The organism is Pedobacter sp. MC2016-24, from assembly GCF_015223055.1.
Lineage (GTDB): Bacteria > Bacteroidota > Bacteroidia > Sphingobacteriales > Sphingobacteriaceae > Pedobacter.
Genome location: NZ_JADFBX010000001.1, coordinates 1,103,610 through 1,129,490 on the forward strand (window position 1 = coordinate 1,103,610; position 25,881 = coordinate 1,129,490).

Genomic DNA, 25,881 nt, shown 5'->3' on the forward strand with positions numbered 1-25,881 from the left:
GTTTTAAATTAAAATGAAGCCTGTAAAGACAATGAAATGGTACGTGCAAAAGGATAATCCAATCCACGCTCTGTTTTAACTGTAGAAAAACGCGCAAGATCATTTAAGTTGACACTGGCTGAGATTCTGTTGGCTTTGTTTGGACCTAAAAATTTCAGTTTATTAAACTCATAGCCAAAACTGATTGAAGACAAAGCCAGCTCATTAAAATCCTGAACGAACCGGGAACTCAGCTGCGTGGTACTCAAATCTGCAATATCCTTATATAAAGCGGCTTGTCCCGGCGTTTTCCAGCGGTCATTTAATGCCCTGACATCCACATTATAGGCAAAATCAACATTTTCCACCCGTTCTGCCAGGGTGCTGTTATAAACTTGTCCGCCCAACCTCACCGTAAATGCAAAGCCCGCGGTGAAATCACCAAAACGCATGTTACTTCCAAAGGTTCCGGTAATGCCCGGATTGGAATCACCACTGTTTACCAGATCATCGGTTGAATAGATATACGTTTGTGTGCCATTGGCCTTTTCATAAATTTCACGACCATTTGACGGATCGATACCCAATGATTTCACCGCCCAGATGGTGCTCATCGATTGATTGGGTACATACCTGGCGTATGGACGCTGCAACCTTAATCTTCTATCTTCCAGGGATTCGCCAGGTCTTTGTGCAGCATTGTCATTTGCAGCATTCAGTTCCAATATGGCATCCGAAACTTTGCGGATTTTATTGGTAGAATGTGCAACGTTGGCAAAAACGCTCAAAGATTTCCGATTCGCATTCAGGATATTCATATTCACTGCGGCCTGGTACCCCTTGTTTCTCACCTCTCCGATATTCTCCTTATAACTGGCAAAACCCAATGAAGGCGGCGTGATCTGATCGGTTAACAAACCTTTGGTGTCTTTAATAAAATAGTCAAAGCGTACGCTCAGCTTTTTAAACAGGAATACGTCTAAACCAATGTTTTTATCCAGCACTTTTTGCCATTGTAAATCTTCATTGGGAAGTCCCATCAACTGCAATGCAATATCCCCATTGTAATTTTGACTGGTATTGTACTGATAAGTAGCAATAGATAAATAGCCATTTGAAATTGGTGAGCCCGTATTTCCAACACTGGCCCTCAATTTTAACTGATCAATAAAGGTTAATGGCTTCATCCAGGATTCATTGTGGAGATTCCAGCCAATACCGAAGGAAGAAAAAGATCCCCAACGGTTATTTGCACCAAATTGCGAGCTTGCATTGTTGCGGTAAGATACGTCCGCCAGAAAACGATTGTCGTACGAATAGTTTAGTGCTGAAGTTAATGCAATGGTATGTATGGTATTTTCAGAACCTGTTGCCTTAGAGCCTGCCCGGAACTGGTTACCAAAAGCGATGTCATCGATATTGTCGTTCGGGAAACCCACCATGGTAAAACCGTTACTCTCATTACTATTGGTATTGATCGAAGCAATTGCGTTGGCAAAGATCTGACTTTTACCAAACTGGAGGTTGTATGCAGCACCAAGATCGGAGCTCAGGATATTTTGTTTGCCATTTGTTTTCGTATATTCTCCCCGGTTTTGATACTCCGCTGAACTTGGCTGTATCCCTAAATACTTGCTATGACTGGCAGGAAGGAAATAATCTGTTCCATTATTTTGAGATGTGATCCCCAGGCGACCGGTTAAACGCAGGTTCTTCTGTACCGACCACTCCGCATAAAAGTTCTCGGTAATACTTCTGTAGTTGCTGTTGTCCTTTGTATTCAGACCAGCATCATACAAAGGATTTCTTACCGTCCTTGAAAATCCCTGGTAACTTGGAATCAATACGCCGGCATCATCGGTCATGCGCCAGTAGGGATTCATTTTCGCATATTCACTGAATGACCCGTACCTGGAATTCACCGCTTTGTTATTGTCGACAGTTAAGATGTTATTGAAGGCAAAGTTTTTAATCCGGTAACGCAAATTGATACTTCCGGATAGCGTTTTACGGGAAGATCCGATCATGACACCGGAAATGTTGTTATAATTTAAATTTGCCGAATAACGCATGGCATTGTCGCCACCTTCCAGGTTTACCGAATGTTGCTGGCCGTAGCCGTTTTGCAAGGGTTGAGATAACCAATAGGTGTCTACACCGTCCAGCGCGGCTTTCTGATTTTGCGTATATTGCCTCAGCAAACTTGCCTGCATATCCGGAAAAGGAGAAGTATACATACCGGCCAGGCTTTCTGCCTGCACTTTTTCAAGGGAATTGGTCAGGTGATAACTACTCAGGTCTGGAGCTGTGATGTTCAAACTGCCTCTGTAAGATACACGCAAGGCCCCTGCCTCTGGTGTAATGGTCTCGATCACCACCACCCCATTTCCGGCTTTGGCACCATAAATCGCTTTTGCAGATGCATCCTTTAACAGCGTAACGCTTTTAATCATATTGATGTTCAGATCAAAAACACGTTGCAGGGTAGCTTCAAAACCATCCAAGATAAATAGCGGCTGGTTTGGCTGATTGGCGTATTCTGAGTTTAAGTCGGGTATCCCGGTCTGCCCACGTAGCTGAATGTCAGGTAAGCGGTTCGGATCGGAACCAAAGCTATTGCTTTCAATGATCTGAAATGAGGGGTCCAGGATGGCCAGGCCTTTCAACACATTCTGATTGGTGACTACCTGTAACTGAGCACCTGAAAACGTAGAGGTGGCTCCCGTAAAAGTACCGGCTTTGCGTTCAAACAACCCGTTGTTAATGACTACCTCATCCAGATTTTTCTGGTCGACCTGCAATTGAATCATTTTATAGGCACCACTTTTAAAAGTTACCCGTTTGGTCAGATACCCCAGGTATCTGATTTCAAGTACAGCGTTAGAATCTGGGATACCAATGCTATAAGAGCCCGTATTGTCTGTCGTGACACCGATTTTGCTGTCTACTACCCAGATACTGGCACCAGGAATTCCTACTTTATGCTCATCGATGACCTTTCCAGAAATTTGGATGGCAATTTTTGTTTGAATGGGATTAGCGTAGAAGTTTTTATCATTTAAAGGGCTTGATGTTTCTGATTTTTTGGTGATTACAATATGTCTGTTTACCTGTTTAAAACTTAAAGAAGAATTTGCCAGCAATGCTGCCAGCAGTTTATCCAGTGTAGTGGTCGTTTCTACCAGATTGAGTTTTCCAATCTCCCGGATTTCTTCATTCCGGTAAAGGAAATGAAATGGCGTTTGCTTTTCAATTTTTTCCAGGGCCTCGGCCAGGCTTTCCTTATTCAATTTCAACTTAACCTGTACCTCTTCCATATGTTGTCCTTTAACATTGGAGGCGATCAGCAGTTGTGCTGAGATCGTAATTGTCAGAATGATAAACGAAGTAATACGCATAAAATCAATCAGGATTTTTTTATTTATACGGCGGACATACCCGTCCCCGCATTTAGCTGCAATTGCAGAAAAATTCATATATTCGAATGTTGGTGTGATTTAAATACCTTATGAGAATTACATTAAAACAGGGCGTATAATCCCTCTGGGATTGCCCGTGAGGTTCTGCAATAGTTCCATACCGCAAATATGTAGCTATAGCAGACCTTATTATTATGATGGTCCTGGTCTGTTCATTTGATTAGTTTTTTGGTTTAATTGTTACTTGTTTAGTGATTTGATCGTATGTATACACTGCATTGTTAAAATCACAAATCAGTGTTAAAAAATCTGTAAGGTTTTGCTTTTCAAAAAGTGTGGTGGTAAAATGTTGTTGTGCAAGTACCGGATTACTGATGGTTACCTTCACGTCAAAACGCTCCTGTAACAAGAGTGCCGCATTACTAAAGGTGATGTCTTTAAAGGAGAGGTCTTTCTCTCTCCAGGACACCGTCTTTTCTGCATTGGTATCGTTTAAAGTAGCCAGGTCAGACTGAAGATCGTATACCACCTGCTTATTCGGTGTCAGCGTACCCAGTGTCCGGCCGTCTTTATTGACTACGACTTTACCTCTGATCACTGTTACGGTAACATGACCGCTTCTGGAATCGATGTCAAAAGCAGTCCCCAAAACCTGGGTATTTACTTTTCCCGTACGTACAATAAATGGCTGATTGTTCAGGTGTTTGATATCAAAAAAAGCTTTCCCCGTCAGAAATACCTCCCGAATGGCTTTACCTTCAAAACTGTCGGCATACTTTAACTGACTTCCGGCGCTAAGGATTACAGTACTCCCATCAGGCAGCTGGATCAGGTCATTGGTTTTTGATGAAACCTGGTTTTGCCGGGCAATCAGCTTCTCCGAAACAGATGTACCCTTGTTAATCAGCAACAACGCAATTCCAGCAACCATAACCAGTACCGCAGCCGCCGCGATCACAGGTTTCCAGCCCGTACGGAGTTTCTTAACAGGAACTGTAGTATCAATGGCACGGTTTATCGATTCAAACAACAGGACTCCACGGGCATCCTCGCTCCCCATTTCTTCCTGGGTCCAAACTTTCCTGGTCTGAAAATGATTAAAATAACGGTTGTATGCTTCGAGTTCCTGGTCGTTTGCAGTACCATCATTTATTTTATCTGTCAACTGAAAAAATTCTTCGCGCTTCATTAAAATGTTCCTTTAAAAGGGTCAATATCAAATATTGTTTCCCCATTTATATATAAGGCACTTCAAAGCTCCCTACCCCCACAAGCGAAATGAAAAAAATACAAATTATTTAAGCCTGAACAGAAAAGCCGGCTATGGATAGATTAAAGGATTAAAAATAGCAAAAGGGAGCATAAAAACAGGCGTAATAAAGACACTTTAAATTTTTTAAGCGCTATTGTCATCTGCCTTTCTACTGTTTTCTCAGAAATACCAAGCTTTTTAGAAATTTCCTTGTTACTTAGATGCTCATTTCGACTTAAATCAAAAACTTCACGACATCTTTCTGGCAATTCTGAAGTAAATTGAGCAAGAGCAGCTTTTAACTCTTTCAATTCCATTTCGCTATTTACATTATTGAATGAAGGTTCTACAGTTTCCAGCTGATCCAGAAAAGACTGACGGTTTTTTAACGTACGAATGACATTTGTGACCTTATATTTTACGGCTGAAACGAGATAAGACTTTAAAGATACGATTTCAAGCGCACCTTTTTTGTTCCAGATCCAAACAAACACATCCTGAACCACATCCATACAGGCATCGTGATCCTGGAGCATATTGAAAGCGGCAAGGTACATTGCAGACCAATTTCTGCGATATATCTCGTCAAAAGCAGCTCTGTCGCCATTATTCAACAGATCGACCAAGTCGCTATCTGAATACTCCCTGTACATCTCCGTAATTTTCCAAAATCAAATTTAATAAATATAAATCTGATAAGTAAATGGAGTGTAATTCAATATACTTAGCTGTACTGCTTTAGGTTTGCTAAGTTCGGCATAACCGGATGACATCCTGGTCATTTTTGCAATATGTCTGGTTTGGTAACCATAGGCCTTACGGTTGGGTAAAACTTTGACTAGGAAACTCCTGTTTGGTATCCTTTTGTTACGAGCCAGACCCCACCCAGATCCAGACCAGAATCAAACGTGAACTAAAAGTATATGGCAAGATCAAAAAATAGCGCGGTTTTCATCCTAAGTTTAGTTCAGGATCCTGTAAGTATACGATTACAACAAATTGTTATGATGTTTTAGGAAGATCTTAAATACAGAGCCCCGGCCTGGTTCACTTTCCAACGCGATCCTACCACCTGCAGCCGTCACAACCGTATTCACCAGGTACAATCCCACGCCAGAACCTTCATAATTTACATTAGCCCGCTTAAATTTTTCAAATATGGACTGTTGCTCCTCCAGGGTCATTCCAATCCCGTTATCCGTAACGCTGATCATAGCGTAGCCGTTTTCTTCTGCACACCTGATCGTAACTTCAGGGCAACGGTCAGCTGGGGTATACTTAATGGCATTACTAAGCAGGTTATAAATTATACTCCTTAACTTTCTGCGAACAAAGGTGATTTCCGGGCACTGAATATCCTGGAGAATAACTGCTCCCGATTCCAATATCTGGGGTGCAAGCGTCAATCTCACGTCTTCCAAGATATTTCCCAGATCCAGTAATTCCTCATTCGCCTGCTGCCGTTGCTTCTTCCACCTTGAGTCGATTAATTCACTGATCACGTTTTTCATGGCCGTTAAGCTGTTTTCAACGTTGTTCAATAACACCGGAAATTTTTCCATACTTTTTTCAGGCAACTTTTTCAGCATTTGGATTGTCAGCCCCAGGCCCAGAATCGGGTTTTTGATGTCATGGGCAATGGTATCCAGCAACAGTTCGTGTTCAGCAATGAGTTTTTCCTGTTCTTTAAGGTCACGAACCCTGGGAGTAATGTCCACAAAGGTAATAATGACCCCGTTGGTCTTATTTTCTTTGCGCACCTGGTAAGGTAAAATATTCATTTGATACCAGCGCAGATCCGTAGTTTGTATCTCTTTTTCCAAAATCCTGCCTGTACTAATCACCACTTTGATGTTATCAATGATCGTCGGATATCTGAAATTTTCCTGAATTTCTGCCATCGGTTTTCCAACAAATCCTTCCTCTAGCTTGAATTGCTTCATTGCCGGCGGAGTGAATTTCCTCAGCACAAGATTTGCATCCACGAAAAGTTGAGGAATAATCGTATTACTAAAGTAATTTTCCAATTCGTCGTTCAGTTCTATGAGTGCGCTGATTTGTTGATTCTTATTTTGCATTGCTTGAATTTAAATTTGCTTTTGGCAGGGACTCCTAAGCTATACAACAACCAGCAAGCTTCAAAGTTTGCCACCGAAGAAAGTCTGCTATCCAAAAAAAATGTAGTCGGAACGGCAGGATTAAAAGAAATGGAAGATGACAAAACTGGAGAACTTCAACTTGGTATAAATTACGGAGAAAACAAACCATAACACAAAAATGTTATTGAGAGCAAAAACACTATGCTAAAAATATTGCTTGCAGAAGATCATAATATCGTCCGTAGTGGCATCAGAAGCCTATTAGAGGACGACGAGTCCATTGCTATTGTTGCGGAGGCGGTTGACGGCTCACAGGCACTTGATTACATCAAGAACAATGAACCCATAGACATTGTATTAACCGATATCGACATGCCGGTAATGGATGGGATCTCACTGATCAGAGAAGTAAAAAAGTTAAATCCGCATATCAAAATTGTCATTCTTTCAATGCACGATAATGAGAAGTATGTGGCTCAGGCTTTTGAGGCGGGGGCCTCAGGTTATCTGCTGAAAAACGTAGCAGCTGATGAACTAATTTTTGCTTTGAAATATATCAATCGTGGTGGCAGGTATGTGTGTGCCGAGTTGTCTATGTCCATGCTTGCAAGTGTGCTAAAAAGAGTAACTAGCTCAATTTCAGCAGCAAAAAGTGCTGTGGATTTTTCCAGTCGTGAAATCCAGGTGTTGGAACTGATTGCAGAAGGACTGACCAACCAGGAGATGTCTGACCGCTTATTCATTTCAAAGCGCACTGTTGAAGGTCACCGGCAAAGTCTGACGGATAAGACAGGCTGTCGTAACACCGCAGCGCTAATCCGGTATGCGATGATAAACGATATCGTTCAATAAATCAACAGATTACCTATACATTAAGCACTATCCAGGTTATGAAACAAAAAGCCCGGCTGTTCGCCGGGCAAATTAGGGTATCAGTTGATGAAACTGCTGGAACTGTACATTTTTAACTGGTTTTTCAAAGCCTGTCTGGCCATATGAATCCGTGTTTTGACTGTTCCGATAGGAATATCTAACTCATCTGCAATCTCATGGTATTTATACCCTTCAAAATACCGGAGAAAAGGCACTGCATAAACAGATGGAAGATTCGCCAGGGCTTTATTAATATCTTCCATGATAAAAGTATTTTCACCTAAATTTTTAGCAGCGTTTTTCTGTGTCTGAAAGATAGAAACATCTTCTACCGTCGAAATTACGATTTTACGTCTTGCCCCACTCCGGTAACTGTTAATGAAAGTATTCTTCATAATGGTATAAAGCCATGCACGAAGATTGGTCCCCTGCTGATAAAGGTCTACATACCTAATGGCCTTGATGATGGTATCCTGTACCAGGTCGTTAGCGTCGTCTACGTCATTGGTGAACTTCAACGCAAAACTTTCCAGGCATGACCGTTGACTGCAGATTTCTTGATTTAAATTAATTGTGCTCATAGGGAGAGATGTTTACATTTCAAATGCTTTTCATCCGATAAATCACAAAGCCCATACCAGTACCCATGCAAAAAAATGCTGAGCTAGCTTCATGACCTCCCCAGTGCCCTGGTGAGCACTTTTCACGTAGTTTACGCAAGAAAAACACGTAAAATCGATATAAAAAAGGTAGTTAGCCCCTGAGGACTAAAAAAGACAAGAGGGCTTGGTTTTTAAGCTATTGATTACAACCTCAAGCTTTTTTCAGTCAAAACAACTGAATAAGATGCGATTCGATTTCATGAGTTGCTTTAGAAAAATAGATACGGGCACCTGTGCCCAGATTAAACCGGATTTGAATGTCGCGGTCAGACCTCCAGACCAAATGTTAACAGCAGACACCAGCAGTAATAAAAGGAATAATTTAAATACCTGATGTTTCTGCATCGCAATTAAGGTGGTTTGTGCGTTCCAAATTTACTGGATTGACAATCGGGTACAAATGGCTATAAATAACCATTTTTAATACTACAGAACAGCGTTACTGCCCCCTTTTTGACCGACATTTATGCTAAAAATGCACCAAACGATTATCTATTGTCTTTTTTGATATTTATTGTACGATTCGTCGGCATTTTCGAGATCAAACAACCTCGCCTATTTCCGATTCTTTTGAAGAGGTATTTTCAGGGCTAATGCTAAAGGCCAATCTCCTAAAACAGCTTCCCTGGAATAGCTTTTAGCTTCTTCTAAACTTAGGGCACGCAAGCCCGCCCATTTTGCCCTGAAGCTCATGTCGGCACCTTTGCCCGTATTGTTATATTCATACAAATGAAGTTTGTCACTCGTAGCCGCATAGGTCATGTTCCAGGTTGTAGGCCAGCCCTCAGGATGCATTTGTTCGCACATTTCAGAATTTAAGATGGCTACTTTTGGATAATTGTGCCATGGGCGACCGATTGCGATTTTACGACCGTCATCTCCTTGTCTCGGACTATTGTCAACATAAGTAAAGTTACATTGATTAAAGACATATCCATAGAATTGGGTGTCAGGTGTAGAAGGAGCTGTAACCCATCCACCACCATAGCTACGGATTTCACAGGACTGAAAATAGCCAATCCCGCCCCCATAGATGTAATCTGTACGTCCCAAAATCAGACAACCCACAAAATAATTGAGCATACCATCTTTACCCAATAAAATCGTATCCTGATATCCCAGGATATTACAATTGGTAAAAATTAGTTTGTCACCTTTTAAGGTCAATGCCAAAGCCTGGCCCACCGGACCGGCAGTATTCGATATGGTCAGATTTTCCGCAATGAAATTATTGGCCAGTACAGTTAATGTTGCTGAAGTCCGGATCAGTTCTTTGTTGTCTTTCCACAGGGCCCAGGATTCTACCGGGCATTTGTTTCCGGATGCTTCGCTTTTACAGTCGTAAAGGTGATAGCTTATCACTGTTTTTTCACGTGATTCACCCAGGATTGTCAGGTTAATTTTGCTGGCGGGAACAATTAACTTTTCTGTGTTGTACGTGCCATTTTTAATGAGCATTACCGTTCGCTTTGTATTATTGTCGGGCACTGCATTGATTGCTTCCTGAATGGATTTATATTGCCCGCTTCCGTCCAAAGCAACTACAATATCTGCTTTAGGTAAATGCTTTGCGGCTTTCGCTTTTGTAAAAATCAGCAAACTGAATAAGACGCAGGTTAGTAAAACTGGAGTTTTTAGTGGTTTCATTTATACTATTTATTTGGTTTCAGATAAGTATTCAATGGGCATTCTTTTATTCCCTTTAAGCCTTCCATGACACATTTGGCATTCAGCTCTGCACCTTTCAGATTGGTATGCGTGCCATCAACAGGGAAAAATGTTTGAACTGCTTCAGGCCCCATTTCTACCCAATGCTTGGCAATAATACGGTTCAGATTGATAAAATAAGCACCTTCTTTTTTTGCTACAGCTTCTGCCCATTCCGGATATTCGGCCTCCTTTACCACCTGGCCTTTTTCCCATTTGTTGCGCGGCACCAATGAACAGATGATGGGAACGGCCCCCTTTTGTTTGGCTTCTTTGACAAATTTACTAAGATACCAGCCGTAGGTATGAACAAGTTCTTTCTGATGCGTCCGGATGCTGATGATCTCTTTGGTCTCTTCACCAATCCCCAACAAAGACCCTTTCTGTTTGGTGGTATCATCTACACCGGCATGGTCATTATGCCCGAACTGCATCAGGACAAAATCACCTTTTTTCAAAGTAGCTAAAATTTTGTCCCACCTGCCATCCAAAATAAAGGTCCGGGTACTGGTCCCTGCTTTGGCATGGTTGCGGATAGCCAATTTATTGGAATCCAGATAAGGATACAACAGGCTTCCCCAGCCCCAATATTCATTTCGGCCGTTGCCGTCGCTATTTTGCACGGTTGAATCACCGATGATGTAGAGCACCGGTCTATCCAACGGTTTAAATGCTGTTATGATCAGCAATAAAAAGACAAAGCAAATGCTTTGCTTAAAAATCTTTGTTGTGTTCATCTTATCTATTATATATTGAAAAAACTCAGGTCGGCTTGAATTTTAGGCAAATCGTCATTCTGAATTTATCTTGCTTATCAGCAAAGTAAATTCAGAATGACGAGCGTACCTCATGTCCCGTTAATAACCGTAATCTTGCTTTAAGTTAGGATTTAGATCTGTAATACTTTTATGTATGGGCAATACTTCTGAATGATTTGATTTAAAAGAACGGCCTAGCTTTTCAATGAAACCTCCGGCCGTGGTTGTTAAGTTTTGTCTCCAGTCTACCCGGATATAACCTGTAGGATTTGTAGTTGCGTTGTATAAAGGTGTTGGTGCCACTGCAGGATCGGGCAGATAGTACCCTGTTCCCGGATAAAACTCAAACTCTTCCCCAACATTCCGGTAATACAAGTATCTTGCATATTTGGTTGTTGTATTCACGATGGCTGTCATGGCTGTTTTGGCATCCTGTAATTTAGCCCCAAGCGAATTCCACCTGATGAGATCATACTTTCTGATCCCCTCGCCGCCCAATTCAAAAGAACGTTCTTTTACCAATGCATTAAAAAAGCCTATTTTATCAGTTGGTGTTACGCCAACTTTAGACAAATTGCCTGCAAAAGCCCTTTTTCTAACATCCTCAAAAGCTTTGATTGCGGAAGCATCAGGAGCGCCATTAATTTCATTTACAGCTTCTGCATACATCAATAAGATATCGGAATACCGCAGCATCACCCAATTGATACCCAGTGTTTGTGTCGCACCAGCTATGATTGGCCTCCAGTCGCGCCTGTATTTACCGTCGTTCATCTCGGTCATTCTGGCCGGACTCTTCAAATTATTGATGTCAATGTTATAATTTGCAATGGTGACATCCCTACGCGGATCTGCGGGGTCAAAAGCATAAAAATAACTGGGTGTTGGATTTTGAGCACCACCGCCAGGTCCATATCTGGACCCATCGGCAATGCGCGTTCCATTCGCCCGGCCCAATTTACTGTCATAGTTTGCATTTCCACCGGCCTGTGCCACTTCCAGCATACGCTCCCCATAACTATTGTCGAGTACCAATTCATTTAATTTTTTAAACACATCATAGAAGCTCGGATTCAGGGTATGTTGACCTGATTTCATAATCGTATCACATTCATCTCTTGTGATCGTATAATATTTAATATAATCAGGTAAACGTTCCATTAAATTAGAGCTTCTTCTGAGCATGTAGCCACCTCTAAAAAGTGCTATACGGGCGCGCATACCACGAGCAGCGCCCTGTGTTAAACGTTCGTCAATGGTAACTTCTTTTCTCCAGGGCAGCAAACGTTCTGCGATGAGCAAATCGGCTAAAATCTGATCGTAAACTACCTCACTGTTTACTTTTGGCAGGTTGAAGTCCATGCCCGATACAGAAGGTTCGGTTTGAAGTGGCACATCACCCCAGTTTTTCACCAGTTCAAAGTAATAGATCGCCCTCAATGCCAATGCTTCGGCATACATTCTTCTCAATTCTTTCTTGTCTGCTGCTGAACCATTGTTGTAAGCAGGCATTAAAGGAATATACTTAATGCAAAGATTTGCACGTTCTATTCCATTGTATTCCCTGATGAAAGTTGCGGCCAGTTCACTGTTTCCCCCATCGGCTACGTACCTTGCCAAACCCCTGGCACCGGCATCCACATCACCACTTCTTGAAAATTCATCGGTATCATTAGGAAAAACAATAGCCTGTCGCTGCCCATAACCATCGTCGCCAGCCAGGAGCTGATAAACGCCCATAATTGCAGAGTTCACACTGGAGACATTGCTAAAAACGTCATCTGGAGAAAATGCAGACTCTGGTTTAACATCAAGATAATTTTTACAAGCGCCAAAAAGCACTGAGATCGCAGTTACTGTAACTGCCACACCTATTTTAAATGAGCTAAATTTCATATTATATTTTTACTAAAGAGAAAGATTTAAACCGAAAATTATGGTTCTGCTACGTGGATATGCAGAGTAATCTACACCAGGTGTCAGACCTCCGTTTGTACGTGTATTTACCTCCGGGTCAAAACCTGAATAGCCCGTAATGGTAGCCAGGTTATTTACCGTAGCATAAAATCTTAAACTGTTTATTTTCACTTTTTTCAGCAGTTGCTGGGGAAGTGTATAACCAAGGGTGATGTTATTGATCCGCAGAAAGGAACCATCTTCCACTGCCCAATCGGTAAACAAAGGACTATTTTCGTAGGGCCTCCAAATCGTTGCATTTTGATTGAGTGCCTCAAGTTTAGCAGGGTCATTATAGATATAAACCCCATTATCATCAATAGTCCTGAAGCGACCATTGGTGATGGACAATAAGTTTGGTCCTTTTAAGCGCGCATTGGTCAGTTCAATTTTATTGGCATTGTAGATGTCGTTGCCGACGCTAAAGTTGACAAAAATGCTCATGTCCCAGTTCTTATAACTAAACTGCTGGTTCAGACCGCCAGTAAAATTAGGTGCTGCATTACCGATTACCGTCCGATCCTCATCAGTATGTATCGCAGGCGAACCATCTGGATTTTTAATTGCACCACCCAAATCCTTTAACTTCATTGTCCCCGGCTGAATAGAACTTCTGGTTACACCGAAAAACGAAGGAACATCAGATTTTAGCGTGTATACCTTTGTTACCGGATCAAAGGTAAAATCGCTTACCTTATAAAAGCCATCAGAGCGGTAACCATACATCTGTCCTAAGGGCTTTCCAACTTCTACCAGGTAATCATTTCCGGTATTGGTATCCCAGCCAGAAGCATAACCTTTACTGGTGATGCCGTCATTCAACTTATCCACCCGATTGCGGTTAAAGGACATGTTGTAATTGATGCTATAATTGAAATCTTTTTTCTGAACAATGGTTCCACTCAATTGAAACTCCAATCCACGGTTAGAGGTGGATGCAATATTTTGAGTTTGTTGCGTATACCCGGAAGTTTGTGGTATTGGATTTTGCAGCAACAAGTCTTTAGTCGTGTTGTAATAAATGTCTGTAGTCAGTTGTACGCGATTGTTGAAAAAGGACAGGTCAAGTCCTAAGTTTCTCGATAGTGTAGTTTCCCATTTTACATTCGGATTGGCCAGCTGACTTGGAACCAGACCTGGCACCAATTGATCGTTCAATCCGTAATAAGTACTGGAAGAATACAATGGTAAATAACTAAAATCACTGATTCTATTGTTTCCCGTTGAGCCAAAACTCAAACGTAGTTTCGCATCAGACAATACGGGTTTAATCGATTTGGTAAATGATTCTTCTGAAATTCTCCAGGCAAATGCCGCCGACGGAAAATATCCCCAACGTTTGCCTTCAACAAATTTCGAACTTCCATCGGCCCTTCCGGTTAAGGTTAGCAGATACTTTTTATCATAGGCATAATTTATCCGGGAAAAATAAGATAAAGTTCTTGCCGTTACATTATTGGTAGTTGGCCGTGGCTGAGCCTGACCGGAAGGCGGATTACCCAGGTTCATATTCGATAGTGCTTTCTGGGCATCAATACCGATCGGAAAATACCGGGTCTCAGCATTGAACTGCTGGCCACGGGTCTGATAGCTTTCCTGGCCGATTAAAAAATCAAAATCGTGGTGTTTCTTAAATCCCCTTTTGGTATAAGTCAGGGTATTTGAATTGTTTAAGGTATTGCTCACATTGGTCAGTATAGAGGCAATGGGCATCCCTGCAAACAAAGAAGCCTGTCCGGTAATCTCCGAATAGAAATTATCCGTTCTGTTGTTGTTGTTGTCATAGCCAACCGTTACCCGCGCCACAAGTTCTCTGGTAATGGCATAGCTCAGATAACCGCTTAAGTTGTATCGTTTGCCAAACGTTTTTCTGTAAACAGCATTTGCATTGACCAGGGGATTTCTAAGATCAGCTGCACTTAAATACTGTGCATCGTAAAAATCAATATCCGTACCGTCTTTGGTATCTATCGGCCGGTAAGCGAGTGTGTTCTTGAGAAAATTGTCCCTGGCCAAACCAGGACTGGATACGCCTGCACCATTGATCTTTTCATCTGTATACCTCACCGTAAAACCACTTCTGAATTTATCATTGGGTTTAATATCCATTTTGAAACTCAACAGTTTCCTGTCGTAATCGGAGTTGATCATTACCCCATCCTGACCATTGCTGGTTACACTTAAGTTATAATTTATTTTTTCATCCCCTCCATTTATCCCCAGGTTATGCGTTTGCTGCAAGGCCACACGTCCAAAAACTTCCTGTTGCCAATCTGTACCTTTATTCCTGTAAACGCCTAACGTATCATAAGGACCAAAGTTTTTTGCAAAGCCTGTACTATCCAGCACATTTCCTCTATTCCTTTCGTATTGATATTTAAGGTAATCGGGTGCATCCAGTACCTCCAGTTTACCCAGCATTTTCCCGGCGCCAACGAAGCCATTGTAACTGATCCTGGTTTTACCCTTTTTCCCGCTTTTTGTGGTAATCACAACTACCCCGTTTGCTCCCCTTGCCCCGTAAATTGCAGTCGAAGCTGCATCTTTGAGCACATCAATCGTTTCAATATCTTGCGGAGACATCGATTTTAGTGCATTTTCTACCTGCACACCATCCACGATATAAAGTGGTCCATTGTCTTGTGTAATCGAATTTCCGCCTCTAACCCGAATCTGTACTCCTGTACCAGGCGCACCATCCGTGGCCGTAACCTGAACACCTGCCAGGCGACCGGCCAGCAATTGCTCTGCAGAGTTGATCGGAATATCTTTAATCTGATCTGCACGTAAAGAAGATACCGAACCTGTTAAGGCTTCACGCGACACCGTGCCATAACCGACATTAACCACGTTAACCTCTTTAAGGGCATTTACGTCCTCATCTAATGAAAAGGTCACTTTGGTTTGCGAGCCAAGCGTAAGTTCTGCAGTTTTATAACCTATAAATCTGGCCTGCAAAATGACATTACCTGTTGCCGGCACCGACATGTTAAATTCCCCTTTATCATTTGTGCTGGTTGCAATTGCTGTCCCTTTGACACCGACACTTACACCAGGGATAGGTTGATTGTTTAATTTCTCGGTTACTTTACCTGAAATTTTACGCGTTTGCGCCCATGCTGTACTACAAATCAGCAGCAGCAGCATAAAAAATGGAAGTAGTAATTTATTCATATTTATATTTAGTTTCTTTTCATCAACCAAATACTCAAGTCATTCGTGCCAGTTCAATAATGTAGGGAGACCGGTGTGGTTTATGCCCGTTGGGGAAACAGTTGAATGGTTTAGTATTTGGTTATTCTTTCAAACAAACCTAGAGAACAAGCGTGATTTGGAGGTCTAAAAATTGACCAAATAGGTCTATTTTTTGTTTCTCAGGGCTTTGAGGTACTCCGATGGAGAGATTCCGTAATCTTCTTTAAAGCAGGTACTGAAATATTTAGCACTATTGAAACCAACGGTATAAGCGATTTCGGAAATGTTGTATCCACCGGCATCTAAAAGTTGCTTTCCTCTTTTGAGACGCATTTCCCGAACAAATTCTATCGGGGCCAGATTGGTTAAACTTTTGAATTTCTTATAAAATGTGGTGCGCCCCATCCCTATCGATTCTGCAACGAGTTCTATGTTAAAATCGGGATCAGCCATCCCTTTTTCTACAATTTCGATGATCTCCTTTAAGAAGGCTTCATCCTTTGAAGTGATTAAAATTTCGCCTGGCCCCAATTGAATTGTTTTCTTACTGGCCAGTAAGGACTCAAAAATCTTTTGTCGCTGTTTTAATAGATTTGCTATAGAAGCCAGGATAAAGGCGGTCTGAAATGGCTTGGTGATATAGTAATCCGCACCATACCTCAATCCTTCTATTTGATGTTCAACAGAAGATTTTGCCGTGAGCAGCACAACAGGGATATGACTGGTCCTTTCATGATCTTTCAGCTGACTTAGTAGCGCTATGCCATCCATTACAGGCATCATCACATCGCTCAATATCAGATCGGGGATCAATTCCATAGCAATTTTTAAACCTTGCTTACCATCGCCTGCCTCCAGTACCTGGTAAAAAGCACTCAGCTGATCGGCTAAAAATTTCCTCAGTTCACCATTATCATCCACCACCAGCACAACCGGCCGGTTTGCATCCTTTTCATCCGCAGCGAATTCAACATCTGACACAGCCAATACCGGCTGAACAACAGGAGTTTGTACACGATCAGGCAAGGCATCTACAATGCGTTCCCCATTTTTAAAGTGTTCCTTTCCGGAAGGAAGTGTCAGCATCACGACTAAGCCCTGGTCTGTACCATTCCTGGCTTCAATCCTGCCATGGTGAAGGCCAATGATCTCTTTACAAAGTGCCAGGCCAATTCCTGTACCCTCCAGATTATTGCCTGGTTCTTTATCCAATTCATAATAGAGCTCAAAGATGTCTTTAAGTTTATCATTCGGAACTCCCGGCCCCTGATCTATGACCTGGATGGTGAAAATCTGCTGTGCAGGATCATGATCAATTTCAACCCTCACAATCGTATTGTTGGCTGTAAATTTAAGGGCATTAGCCAGTAAGTTGTAAACGACAATATCAATCTTTTCAGCATCTACCCAGGCATACAACTCCTGTACTTTGGCGTAGACCAGTAATTCAATCTGTTTCTCTCTAGCCAATTCTGAAAAATAACCTACGATATAATTGATCAGGGCAATGACATCAGTATGGCTAACCTGCATGTTCATATTTCCGCTTTGGGCTTTTCTGAAATACAGCAACTGGTTAATGAAGCGTACCATCCGGTTGGCATTCCGTCTGACTACAGCAATGTACTCCTGTCCTTTCACAGACAGGTTTTCCTGTCGTGCAATCTCCTCAATCGGATTCACAATCAAGGTCAGTGGTGTTCGGAGCTCATGAGAAATATTGGTAAAAAAACTCAGTTTAAGTTCTGTCAGACGCTGTTCCAGGGCGATTTTATTGCGCAATCTAATCATGGTAAGCGCAATTCTACGGCCTACCGCTATCAAAATGCCGAATAGCACCAGATACAACAAGTAAGCCCATAGCGTACGCCATGGCGGTGGGTCAATATGGATGATCAGGGTTTTAACAGGTATACTTTGGTATAGATCAGCATTGGTACTTTTGACTTCAAAAACATAATGCCCTGGAGACAAATTGGTGTAAGTAGCCCTGCGCTGGTTTTTAACGCTTTGCCACTCGGTATCAAATCCCTTCAAACGGTACGCATATTGTTGTTTATTATTGGAACGGTAATCAAGCACTGCAAAATCAATACTGATGATATTCTCGTTGTATTTCAGATCAATCTCCTTCGCCGCATTGATGTCAACGTTTAAGGTAGGCCGCTTTTCATTCGGACTGACATCTTTATTGTTGATCTGGAAGCCAGTTAAAGCCATTTTCGCTTTAATCTTCTGATCGGTAATTGCGGCCGGGCTAAAAGTCAGATATCCGTTGATACAGCCAAAAAACAAATCGCCGTTAGGCAGTCTCAAACTTGCAGCTTCTGACAATCCTGTTTTGGGCAGGCCATTATAGGAATCGTAATTTCTGAAACGTTGTTGCTCAGGATCTAATCTGGAGATACCGTTTTCTGTACCTAACCATAAATCATGTGCCCGATCTTCCACGATACTCAGAATATAATCACTCGGCAAACCGCTTTCTTTAGTAAAAACCTTAACTTTCAAGGTATTATCCGACAACGAAACAACTTGATTCAAGCCTCCACCTGCTGTAGCCAGCCACATTCTATTTTTAGTATCTCTGTAAATGTACTGCACATCGTTGTTACCCAGGCTCTCTTTGTCGCCAGGTATTTTACCATAGCTCTTAAAAATGTAATCATCCGTTTTTTTACCATTCGGATTAAAAGTCATCAGTCCATTGGTGGTTGCCAGCCAGATTTCCCCTGTTTTGTCTTCGGCCAAATGTCTCACTTTTAAAGAAGCAGATGGGTAATTTTTAAAAGAGTTAAAGGTGTTTACAAACTGAACATTTCCCGATGGATTACGGACCAAATTAATTCCGTATTCATAAGTAGCAACCCATATGCGGCCCGATTTGTCTTCTAACAGGGCGTAAATGAGATCACTGCTCAGGCTATTGCGATCTTTTTTATCGGCACGGTAATGCGTAAGCGTATATTTAAGCGCAGTTTTGTCTGTTGGTACCGCTCTGAATAGTCCGTTACCTTTTGTACCAAGCCACATAACCCCATTTCTATCCTCCAGGAAAGTGTATATTAAGCCGAGACCTCCAACAGGCATATTGGTAAAAATATCAGTCAATTGCCTGCCACGATCGTAAACATACAAACGCCCTGATTTAGCGCTGATCCAAAGCCGGTTGTTCCGATCACTATACACACCACGAATCTCATTGTCAGATTTATTCAGCGTATGCTCTGCCAATAGCTTATGCTTAAAATCATTCTGCTGGAAAATAACCTTTTCCAGGCCCCTGTCCCTGGTGCTTAGCCAAAGAATACCGGCAGGGTCAAAATAACTCATACCAACAATATTTGAGAACTTATGATCTGCAGATCCGGGTCTGTTGTAAAAATATTCGACGGCATCAGCAGCCGGATTATAATAACCAAAGCCGCCCCCCTTCATAGACATCCAAACCCTGCCGGTATGATCTTCAAAAACCTTATAATCTTTTGCACTATTGAAAAAATTGGCGTCGTTTTCCTGAAAGAAATAACTGAATTTATGCTTTTGGGGATCATATTTAATTAAGCCATGCTTTTCCGGCTCAATCCACAACAAACCGGATTTATCTTCATAAATGGATAACATGGTGCCCGCGGCGGACATCGTTGCTTTTACACTGGAAAGATCGGATAAGTTCACTGTTACCAGGTGATTTGAAGCAGTGACGTAAGCCTGCTGACCACTTTTAGAAATCAATATTTCATTCAACCGGCTTTGCGCTATTTTTTGCTTTGAAAACTGATGGGATGATTTATCATATCGAATCAGATCCCCATCACTTGTACCCATCCAGATGTTTCTTTTATCCTCTGCAAAGCAAGTATATGCTTCAGGTTTAACAAAACCGGTATTGATGGCTTTCTTCCGATATATTCCGGATTGGTCTAAACGGAGCAAACTTAAACCCGCTTCGGTACCTACCCACAATTGCTGCTGCTGATCTGTACGGAAAAAGTTAACCGATTTAAAATCATATCTATTGACTTCAAGGTTACCCTCAGCTGTATTTTTTAGGATAAACAGACCTTGATTGAAGGTACTGAGGTATATGTATCCATTTTCTGCGATGACAATGCCGTTGAACAAAATGTGATTGATGTTCTTTTCCGCAAGAATTTTAGCCACTGAAAGAAACTTCTTACCTGTTTTATCAAAGCGGTATACCTGATTATCGTATACCTCAAGCCACAGATATCCCTGCTTATCTTCTACAATCTTTTCAATCCGGTTTAACTTTAAGCTGGAACTGTCGCCGGGCCTCGTCTTGTAGGTTACAAAGTTCTGTCCATCAAAGCGGTTGATGCCATCCCAGGTACCAAACCACATCAATCCGTCGCGATCTTTGATGATTGCCCTAATGCCATCATGAGACAGCCCGTCTTCTGTAGAATAGTGTTCTATTTTACATTTGATCTGAGCCCCGCCATAGGTGGCTAAGAACAGCAGTAACATCAAACCACAAAACCCTTTTCTTTTAAGCATGACACAAACTTAACTCATACATCATCATATCTGGTATGGGGCAAGAATAAACACTAGAAATTAATAAAAGAAACGGATGTACAATTAAATGTGTGCAATCGTTTCCGGTATCGAAAAGCACTAATGAATTGGCTTAACTGATTTTACACTTAAAAAATATGCGGTAACTAAGGTCATCAATAAGAGCATACCGGTAAGCTGGTGCAGCAACGAAAAATAGATTGATGATTTAAACGGGCTGTTGATCAATGCAAAAACACCTAAAGTGATCTGTAGCAGCACCAATAACAAGGGAAGCGACCGATACCGATGTAAAAAGCTATTCCTTTCGACTTTTCCTGTCTGGAAGTACCATACTATGATCAGTAAAGCGATTATATAAGCAAGATTGCGGTGTACAAATTGAATCACCAAAGGATCATAAAACAACCTGTAGGTCAGGTTATCCGGACTCAGTAAACCGGCCGGAACAAAACTACCATTGATATCCGGCCAGGTGGCCGCATGTAGTGCAGCATGGCTACCTGCCATAAAAGCACCATAGACCAATTGCATCAAAAGTAAAACAAGCAAAAAGACTTGCAACGTGGTCGACTGGGGAGCGACTATTCTTCTTGAAGCTGGGACACTGAGTTTTAAAGTAAACCAAAGCAGATAACACAGTAGAAACAGGGCACTGATGAAGTGGATTGCCAGACGGATGTGACTTACCCGGACATCCGTATCATTTAAACCACTTTGTACCATAACCCAGCCGATAAGACCTTGAAATCCACCAAGGATAAACAAAACCATTAACGGCCTGATCATATCCTTCTTGATTTTTTTCTGAATAATAAAGTATAAAAACGGAACAATGAAAACCAGTCCCATCAGCCGGGCCCAATTCCGATGCAACCATTCCCAGAAGAAAATATGTTGATAATCGGATAGGGAAAAATGACTATTTACTTGTTTAAACTGCGCAATTTGCTGGTACTTTTGAAAACTCTGCTCCCAGCCCTGTTTACTTAGGGGCGGTAATGCACCTAGTAAGGGCTGCCATTCGGTGATAGAAAGACCTGATCCTGTTAACCGGGTAATACCACCCAATAAAATCTGGATCATTAACATCACTACGCCAATACCCAGCCAAACGGTAACCGGCGATTTCTTACTCAAATTCATAACTTATTATTCCTGGCACAAAACTGTCTAAAAGTTTAAGCAGAAAAAGTGATGTAAATCAACCGAGATCTTGATCTGCATCAGTCTCTTCGGATCTGGTTAATCAGTTAAAATTCTGTCATCACACAGCGTTAAAAAATGAACAGATATTTTTACACGCTAAATCTGGAATATATGTTATCTTCATATCATGAGGTACATTTTCATATTATTTCTGTTTGTGATGTCTTCTGCTTGTGGACAAATTGAAAAACCGGTTTCAGCAGCAGATACCACGCACGCTCAAATTGCTACGCTGAACCGGACCGGCGAGGTTCACCGGAAAAACAAGAATAAAGAAAAGGCTTTGTATTACCATAACCAGGCACTTCAAAAAGCAAGGAGGTATAATTTGTATGAGGATCAAATCAGGTCGCTAATGGGCATTGCCCATGTACTCAAAACTGATGATGCCGATCAGAGCATTGTTCATTTGAAAAATGCCCTTCTGCTTGCAGATTCGATAGGACAACAACGACTCTCTGCTGAAATCTACCGCAGTCTTTCTGAAATCTACAGACAACAGGCCAATTACAAACAGGCGCTACAAGCCCTTGAAGAACATCACCGGATTGCAGATCAACTGGTGCAAAACGATAAGGATCAAAAGATTGTATTGCTACAAAAAACTTACCAGCGTAATGTGATTTTCCTGGTTGCCATTGCCATATTTGTCATCCTTATCATCCTCTTTTACGACATCAGGAAAACAAAAAAACTGAATGCAAAGCTACATGCGGCCAATCTGATCAAGGATAAATTGTTTACCATTATCGGGCATGACCTGCGCAACCCAATAGGTTCGATAACGGATGTACTTGCACTGATGGAACACGATGAACTGACTGCAGACGAGCAAAGACACATGATTAGCCAAATGCGCAAACAAGGCGACGTGTCGCTCGAAATACTGAATTCTTTATTGAGCTGGGGACAAGCACAACTGAATGGTATAACCGTTCAACCTGTAGTTTTCAATCCATCAAAGGTCATAACCAGTAACATTACTGCCTTACAGGGAAAAGCGGTTGAAAAAAGCCTGGATATACAAAATCAGGTCCCGGCGGATATACATCTTACCGCTGATCAGGATCATTTCGACTTTGTAGTACGCAACCTGCTTTCCAATGCGATCAAGTTCAGTCATGATCAAAGTAAAATCACCATTGCTGCAAATACGACTGAGTCAGATCAAATTGTTTTTTCGGTAAAGGATGAAGGTGTAGGAATCAGCGCCGCGCAGCAACAGGCATTCTTAACAGATCAGCTTGACGTTTCATTTGGTACCAAGGGCGAAAAAGGTACAGGAATTGGCTTGATGTTAAGTAAGGAATTCCAAAAAGCAAATGGCGGTGCCATCTGGCTGGAGAGCAACACCGGTGAGGGCACCACATTTTATTTTAGTTATCCGAACGGGGCGGCTAGGATTTAATCCCCAAAAGACTGAAAAGTTCGTCTTTTTTATTCAATGCAACGGAAATGGATTTTCCGTTCATGAGCTCTACCATATTGCCATTTACACTTTTCACCGCTCCAAGATTTAAAATGAATGAACGCTGAATTCTAAAAAACTTTGGTAAAGGCAGGGTTTCTTCCATGGATTTTAGCGTAGCCTGTGTGCTGTGCATACCTGCTGGCGTAACGATTTTTAAATAATCACCCTGTGCTTCCACATACTGGACATCAGTCAGTAAAATTTTAATCAACTTACCATCCGACTTGACGAATATATGGTCGTTATTAATTTGTGGTTTGGACGAAGAACTTTTTAAATCAAGATAGTCTTTGGCCTTATTGACCGCTTTCAAAAAGCGGTCAAATCTCACAGGCTTAACCAGGTAGTCTGTTGCCCCGGTATCAAAACCATCTATTGCAAAATCCCGGTATGCAGTGATAAAAATAACAACTACGTCATTACCCAAAGCGCGAACAAGTTCCAAACCGTTTAGTTTAGGCATTTCTATATCACTAAAAACCAGGTCTACAGGATGCGCTTTGATGAACAAAAGTGCTTCAACAGGATCTTCAAATGTGGCCAGGACATGGATAAAAGGGATTTCTGTAGCAAAAGATGCTACAACATCTCTTCCCAGAGGTTCATCGTCTATAATGACACAGTTTAATTTTTTCATTAGTTTGCTAAATCTATTTGTAGTGACACTTTAAAACTGTTTGCAGTATGCTGGATTTGCAATTCGTGTTTATTGGGATATAACAGTTGTAATCGCTTTTTTGCATTTTCCAAACCTATTCCTCCAAAATCACCCTTTGTTAGGCTTGGATCAAAATCATTTTCAATCTCGAAACAGAAACACCGCTTTTCCATTTTTATACTTAAGCGAAACAGGGCACCTATTTTAGATTTTAAACCATATTTAAAAGCATTTTCAATAAATGTAAAGGTTAAAAGTGGAGCGATATAAAACCCGGCACATGCGGAATTGGAAGGGAATTCAAATTGAATGTTTTTGTCGCCTGTATATCTCATTTTTTCAAGCTCCAAATAGTTTTTGATAAATTCCATTTCTTTGCTCAAAGGCACCTTTTCTGTATTTGATTCATACAGTGTATAACTCATGGTATCTGAAAGGTTGAGAATAACTTCGGGCACCAGATCATCCTTTTTCAGACTTAAACTGTATAAATTATTTAACGTATTGAAAAGGAAATGCGGATTGAGCTGAGCTTTCAGGAAGTCCTTTTCGATATTGATGTTCTGGATTTCCAATGTTGCTTTTTGCTTTTGAATATTTAAGGTCTTATTATAAAGCCTGGACAAGTCGAAAAGTATTTTCACAAAAAAGAAAGGCGCCAAAATAGAAATGATGATGATGGCTTGCGATACCATTCTGCCCGGCGATATGGCTTCTAAAAGAGTTTGACTCGCACTCCCCTGAATTGCTCCTTTAAGTTCACCGGTTAGGATTTCAAACCCCATTGCATGGTAAGCGATTGAAAAAGCATAGGTAACCAAGAGCCAGATCATCACAAACACCGGAAAAGCAATGGTTAATAAAAGCACAGCTATGCCCACACTTCCTTTAAAAATTCCGGGCAATGCCACATAGAAGAACAAATAGAAAACAACCATGTTAACCATCGTCATCCGCAATGTCAGTATAAAACTGTTAAAAAAGGTCAATTGATAAGCAAGCCTGTAACTTAAAAACAAGAGCATGGCGAAGGCCATCCACATCAGACCGTGGAGCAGCATACGATTCCTTTTGATGTAGAATTTTTCGAAATCAAATTCTGCAATCTTATCCGTAAAGTAGCTGGAGAAAACTCGTTTATTATGCATTTATTATTGTCTAAAAGCAACCAAAAATAAGTGTTTGATTTACTTGATCACATTTTTATTATAGAATTCTAATGATTGAGTTCATGATATTGATCGTATTATGGCCTAGAATGGGATAAATAAGATTACCTGAAAACTTTCTAAGCATACCAAGGCTTGCTGAAGAAATTAAGGTTAAATAAATGATTGTCACCAAATCAAATTTGAGCTCGTGATTTTCTGTGAGTACCACGCCATGGGCGATTCCAAAAAAAACAGTGACAATCACAATCCCCCAACCAAACTGAACACCTTTAAAAGTCCACCTGGGAACAAATGCTTTATCCAGTAACCAGCAACCGATTCCTCTAAAAGCCAGCTCTTCGGTTAAGCCCGGCATACTGGCCTGAAAAGCAAAAGTTTCGAAATGGAAACTGCCTCCTTTAGGGAACAAGATAATTTTGAAGATGAAATCAAACAACAGCAAGCCAAAGAAAAACAGCAGCCCAAATTTCAATTGCTTTTTAGCGTTTGTTTTGGTTGTTAATCCAATGGCTTGCCGATCTGCTTTTGAAACCGAATAGATGATGGCTACTGAGGTGATCAAGCTTAAAATTTTTCCAATCCAGGAAAACTGGAGTCCTAGGAAATCCAGTTTAAGATAAGTACCGGACAATTGCTGAAGGTAACAATCGAACAAGAAATATAGCACAAAGAAAGCCAGATACTTAAGCTGACCTTTTTGTGATTGGATCATTGCGATGGTGATCATTGGCAGGATCATGAGGATCCAGATCAGTGGGGTAAATAGTGACATAGATTTTAATATTTTTTATCAAAACTATCTGCCTGCGCATTGGATTAAAAAAGCTACCGATGGAAACATCATTTCTACCGATGAAAGCTCAATATGGAAAGATTAACTATATTTACGCGTCACCAAGACAGTTATTAACACTAAACACACACAATGA

General features: G+C 41.3%; 17 protein-coding genes. 3 read left to right on the forward strand and 14 right to left on the reverse strand.

Translation table 11 applies throughout. The annotated features are described in order from the left end of the window. Window positions 1-8 precede the first annotated feature (8 nt). The 4 genes from IM797_RS04790 to IM797_RS04805 form a co-directional block, all read right to left on the reverse strand. A complete protein-coding gene (locus IM797_RS04790; protein ID WP_194125936.1) occupies window positions 9-3,455 on the reverse strand; it encodes a SusC/RagA family TonB-linked outer membrane protein in 3,447 nt (1,148 codons plus the stop codon). A gap of 163 nt (window positions 3,456-3,618) precedes the next feature. Continuing rightward, window positions 3,619-4,587, reverse strand: a complete 969-nt coding sequence (locus tag IM797_RS04795; RefSeq protein WP_194125937.1) for a FecR family protein — start codon at window positions 4,585-4,587, stop codon at window positions 3,619-3,621. 143 nt (window positions 4,588-4,730) lie between these two features. Next, a complete protein-coding gene (locus IM797_RS04800) occupies window positions 4,731-5,303 on the reverse strand; it encodes an RNA polymerase sigma-70 factor (RefSeq protein ID WP_194125938.1) in 573 nt (190 codons plus the stop codon). Between the two features lie 336 nt (window positions 5,304-5,639). Further along, window positions 5,640-6,728 (reverse strand): ATP-binding protein, encoded by a 1,089-nt coding sequence (locus IM797_RS04805; RefSeq protein ID WP_194125939.1) that lies wholly within the window; start codon window positions 6,726-6,728, stop codon window positions 5,640-5,642. Between the two features lie 21 nt (window positions 6,729-6,749). On the opposite strand from IM797_RS04805, the gene IM797_RS04810 reads away from it, so the two are divergent. Together IM797_RS04810 and IM797_RS04815 are read left to right on the forward strand one after the other, a co-directional pair. Next, entirely contained in the window at window positions 6,750-6,920 is a 171-nt protein-coding gene (locus IM797_RS04810) for a hypothetical protein (RefSeq protein ID WP_194125940.1), read from the forward strand. Window positions 6,921-6,950: 30 nt separating this feature from the next. Further along, on the forward strand, window positions 6,951-7,601 hold the full coding sequence (locus tag IM797_RS04815; protein WP_194125941.1) for a response regulator transcription factor: 651 nt from the start codon (window positions 6,951-6,953) through the stop codon (window positions 7,599-7,601). Between the two features lie 80 nt (window positions 7,602-7,681). Here the strand turns inward: IM797_RS04815 and IM797_RS04820 are convergent, their stop codons facing one another. From IM797_RS04820 to IM797_RS04850, 7 genes are all read right to left on the reverse strand, one after another. Next, window positions 7,682-8,203 carry a sigma-70 family RNA polymerase sigma factor gene (locus IM797_RS04820; RefSeq protein ID WP_194125942.1) on the reverse strand — a complete coding sequence of 174 codons (522 nt, stop codon included), beginning with the start codon at window positions 8,201-8,203 and terminating at the stop codon, window positions 7,682-7,684. Between the two features lie 636 nt (window positions 8,204-8,839). Next, window positions 8,840-9,931 (reverse strand): pectinesterase family protein, encoded by a 1,092-nt coding sequence (locus IM797_RS04825; RefSeq protein WP_194125943.1) that lies wholly within the window; start codon window positions 9,929-9,931, stop codon window positions 8,840-8,842. A gap of 5 nt (window positions 9,932-9,936) precedes the next feature. Further along, window positions 9,937-10,728, reverse strand: a complete 792-nt coding sequence (locus IM797_RS04830) for a rhamnogalacturonan acetylesterase (RefSeq protein WP_194125944.1) — start codon at window positions 10,726-10,728, stop codon at window positions 9,937-9,939. 120 nt (window positions 10,729-10,848) lie between these two features. Further along, window positions 10,849-12,645: a RagB/SusD family nutrient uptake outer membrane protein gene (locus IM797_RS04835; protein ID WP_194125945.1), complete on the reverse strand. Its 1,797-nt coding sequence runs from the start codon at window positions 12,643-12,645 to the stop codon at window positions 10,849-10,851. 12 nt (window positions 12,646-12,657) lie between these two features. Then, complete coding sequence (locus IM797_RS04840) at window positions 12,658-15,879, reverse strand: TonB-dependent receptor (RefSeq protein ID WP_194125946.1); 3,222 nt, start codon at window positions 15,877-15,879, stop codon at window positions 12,658-12,660. A 186-nt stretch (window positions 15,880-16,065) separates the two neighbouring features. After that, entirely contained in the window at window positions 16,066-20,421 is a 4,356-nt protein-coding gene (locus tag IM797_RS04845; protein ID WP_194125947.1) for a hybrid sensor histidine kinase/response regulator transcription factor, read from the reverse strand. Between the two features lie 120 nt (window positions 20,422-20,541). Continuing rightward, window positions 20,542-21,588: a COX15/CtaA family protein gene (locus IM797_RS04850; protein ID WP_194125948.1), complete on the reverse strand. Its 1,047-nt coding sequence runs from the start codon at window positions 21,586-21,588 to the stop codon at window positions 20,542-20,544. 190 nt (window positions 21,589-21,778) lie between these two features. Here IM797_RS04850 and IM797_RS04855 point away from each other — a divergent pair, with 190 nt between their 5' ends. Then, window positions 21,779-23,059: a tetratricopeptide repeat-containing sensor histidine kinase gene (locus tag IM797_RS04855; RefSeq protein ID WP_194125949.1), complete on the forward strand. Its 1,281-nt coding sequence runs from the start codon at window positions 21,779-21,781 to the stop codon at window positions 23,057-23,059. On the opposite strand, the gene IM797_RS04860 is transcribed toward IM797_RS04855, so the two are convergent. The 3 genes from IM797_RS04860 to IM797_RS04870 are packed head-to-tail and all read right to left on the reverse strand — an operon-like array spanning window position 23,049 to window position 25,724. Continuing rightward, a complete protein-coding gene (locus IM797_RS04860) occupies window positions 23,049-23,759 on the reverse strand; it encodes a LytTR family DNA-binding domain-containing protein (protein ID WP_194125950.1) in 711 nt (236 codons plus the stop codon). The genes IM797_RS04855 and IM797_RS04860 overlap by 11 nt on opposite strands. Beyond that, the gene (locus IM797_RS04865) at window positions 23,759-24,928 is read right to left on the reverse strand and encodes a sensor histidine kinase (RefSeq protein WP_228098714.1); all 1,170 of its coding nucleotides are present in this window, start codon (window positions 24,926-24,928) and stop codon (window positions 23,759-23,761) included. The genes IM797_RS04860 and IM797_RS04865 overlap by 1 nt, the downstream gene beginning before the upstream one ends. Before the next feature lie 58 nt (window positions 24,929-24,986). After that, the gene (locus IM797_RS04870; RefSeq protein WP_194125951.1) at window positions 24,987-25,724 is read right to left on the reverse strand and encodes a CPBP family intramembrane glutamic endopeptidase; all 738 of its coding nucleotides are present in this window, start codon (window positions 25,722-25,724) and stop codon (window positions 24,987-24,989) included. Window positions 25,725-25,881 lie beyond the last annotated feature (157 nt).

Coding starts and splice junctions, on each gene's coding strand:
- IM797_RS04790 (WP_194125936.1), bottom strand. CDS start 3,455: ATGAATTTTTCTGCAATTGCAGCTAAATGCGGGGACGGGTATGTCCGC.
- IM797_RS04870 (WP_194125951.1), bottom strand. CDS start 25,724: ATGTCACTATTTACCCCACTGATCTGGATCCTCATGATCCTGCCAATG.
- IM797_RS04805 (WP_194125939.1), bottom strand. CDS start 6,728: ATGCAAAATAAGAATCAACAAATCAGCGCACTCATAGAACTGAACGAC.
- IM797_RS04820 (WP_194125942.1), bottom strand. CDS start 8,203: ATGAGCACAATTAATTTAAATCAAGAAATCTGCAGTCAACGGTCATGC.
- IM797_RS04865 (WP_228098714.1), bottom strand. CDS start 24,928: ATGCATAATAAACGAGTTTTCTCCAGCTACTTTACGGATAAGATTGCA.
- IM797_RS04825 (WP_194125943.1), bottom strand. CDS start 9,931: ATGAAACCACTAAAAACTCCAGTTTTACTAACCTGCGTCTTATTCAGT.
- IM797_RS04795 (WP_194125937.1), bottom strand. CDS start 4,587: ATGAAGCGCGAAGAATTTTTTCAGTTGACAGATAAAATAAATGATGGT.
- IM797_RS04850 (WP_194125948.1), bottom strand. CDS start 21,588: ATGAATTTGAGTAAGAAATCGCCGGTTACCGTTTGGCTGGGTATTGGC.
- IM797_RS04840 (WP_194125946.1), bottom strand. CDS start 15,879: ATGAATAAATTACTACTTCCATTTTTTATGCTGCTGCTGCTGATTTGT.
- IM797_RS04815 (WP_194125941.1), top strand. CDS start 6,951: ATGCTAAAAATATTGCTTGCAGAAGATCATAATATCGTCCGTAGTGGC.
- IM797_RS04855 (WP_194125949.1), top strand. CDS start 21,779: ATGAGGTACATTTTCATATTATTTCTGTTTGTGATGTCTTCTGCTTGT.
- IM797_RS04800 (WP_194125938.1), bottom strand. CDS start 5,303: ATGTACAGGGAGTATTCAGATAGCGACTTGGTCGATCTGTTGAATAAT.
- IM797_RS04860 (WP_194125950.1), bottom strand. CDS start 23,759: ATGAAAAAATTAAACTGTGTCATTATAGACGATGAACCTCTGGGAAGA.
- IM797_RS04845 (WP_194125947.1), bottom strand. CDS start 20,421: ATGCTTAAAAGAAAAGGGTTTTGTGGTTTGATGTTACTGCTGTTCTTA.
- IM797_RS04830 (WP_194125944.1), bottom strand. CDS start 10,728: ATGAACACAACAAAGATTTTTAAGCAAAGCATTTGCTTTGTCTTTTTA.
- IM797_RS04835 (WP_194125945.1), bottom strand. CDS start 12,645: ATGAAATTTAGCTCATTTAAAATAGGTGTGGCAGTTACAGTAACTGCG.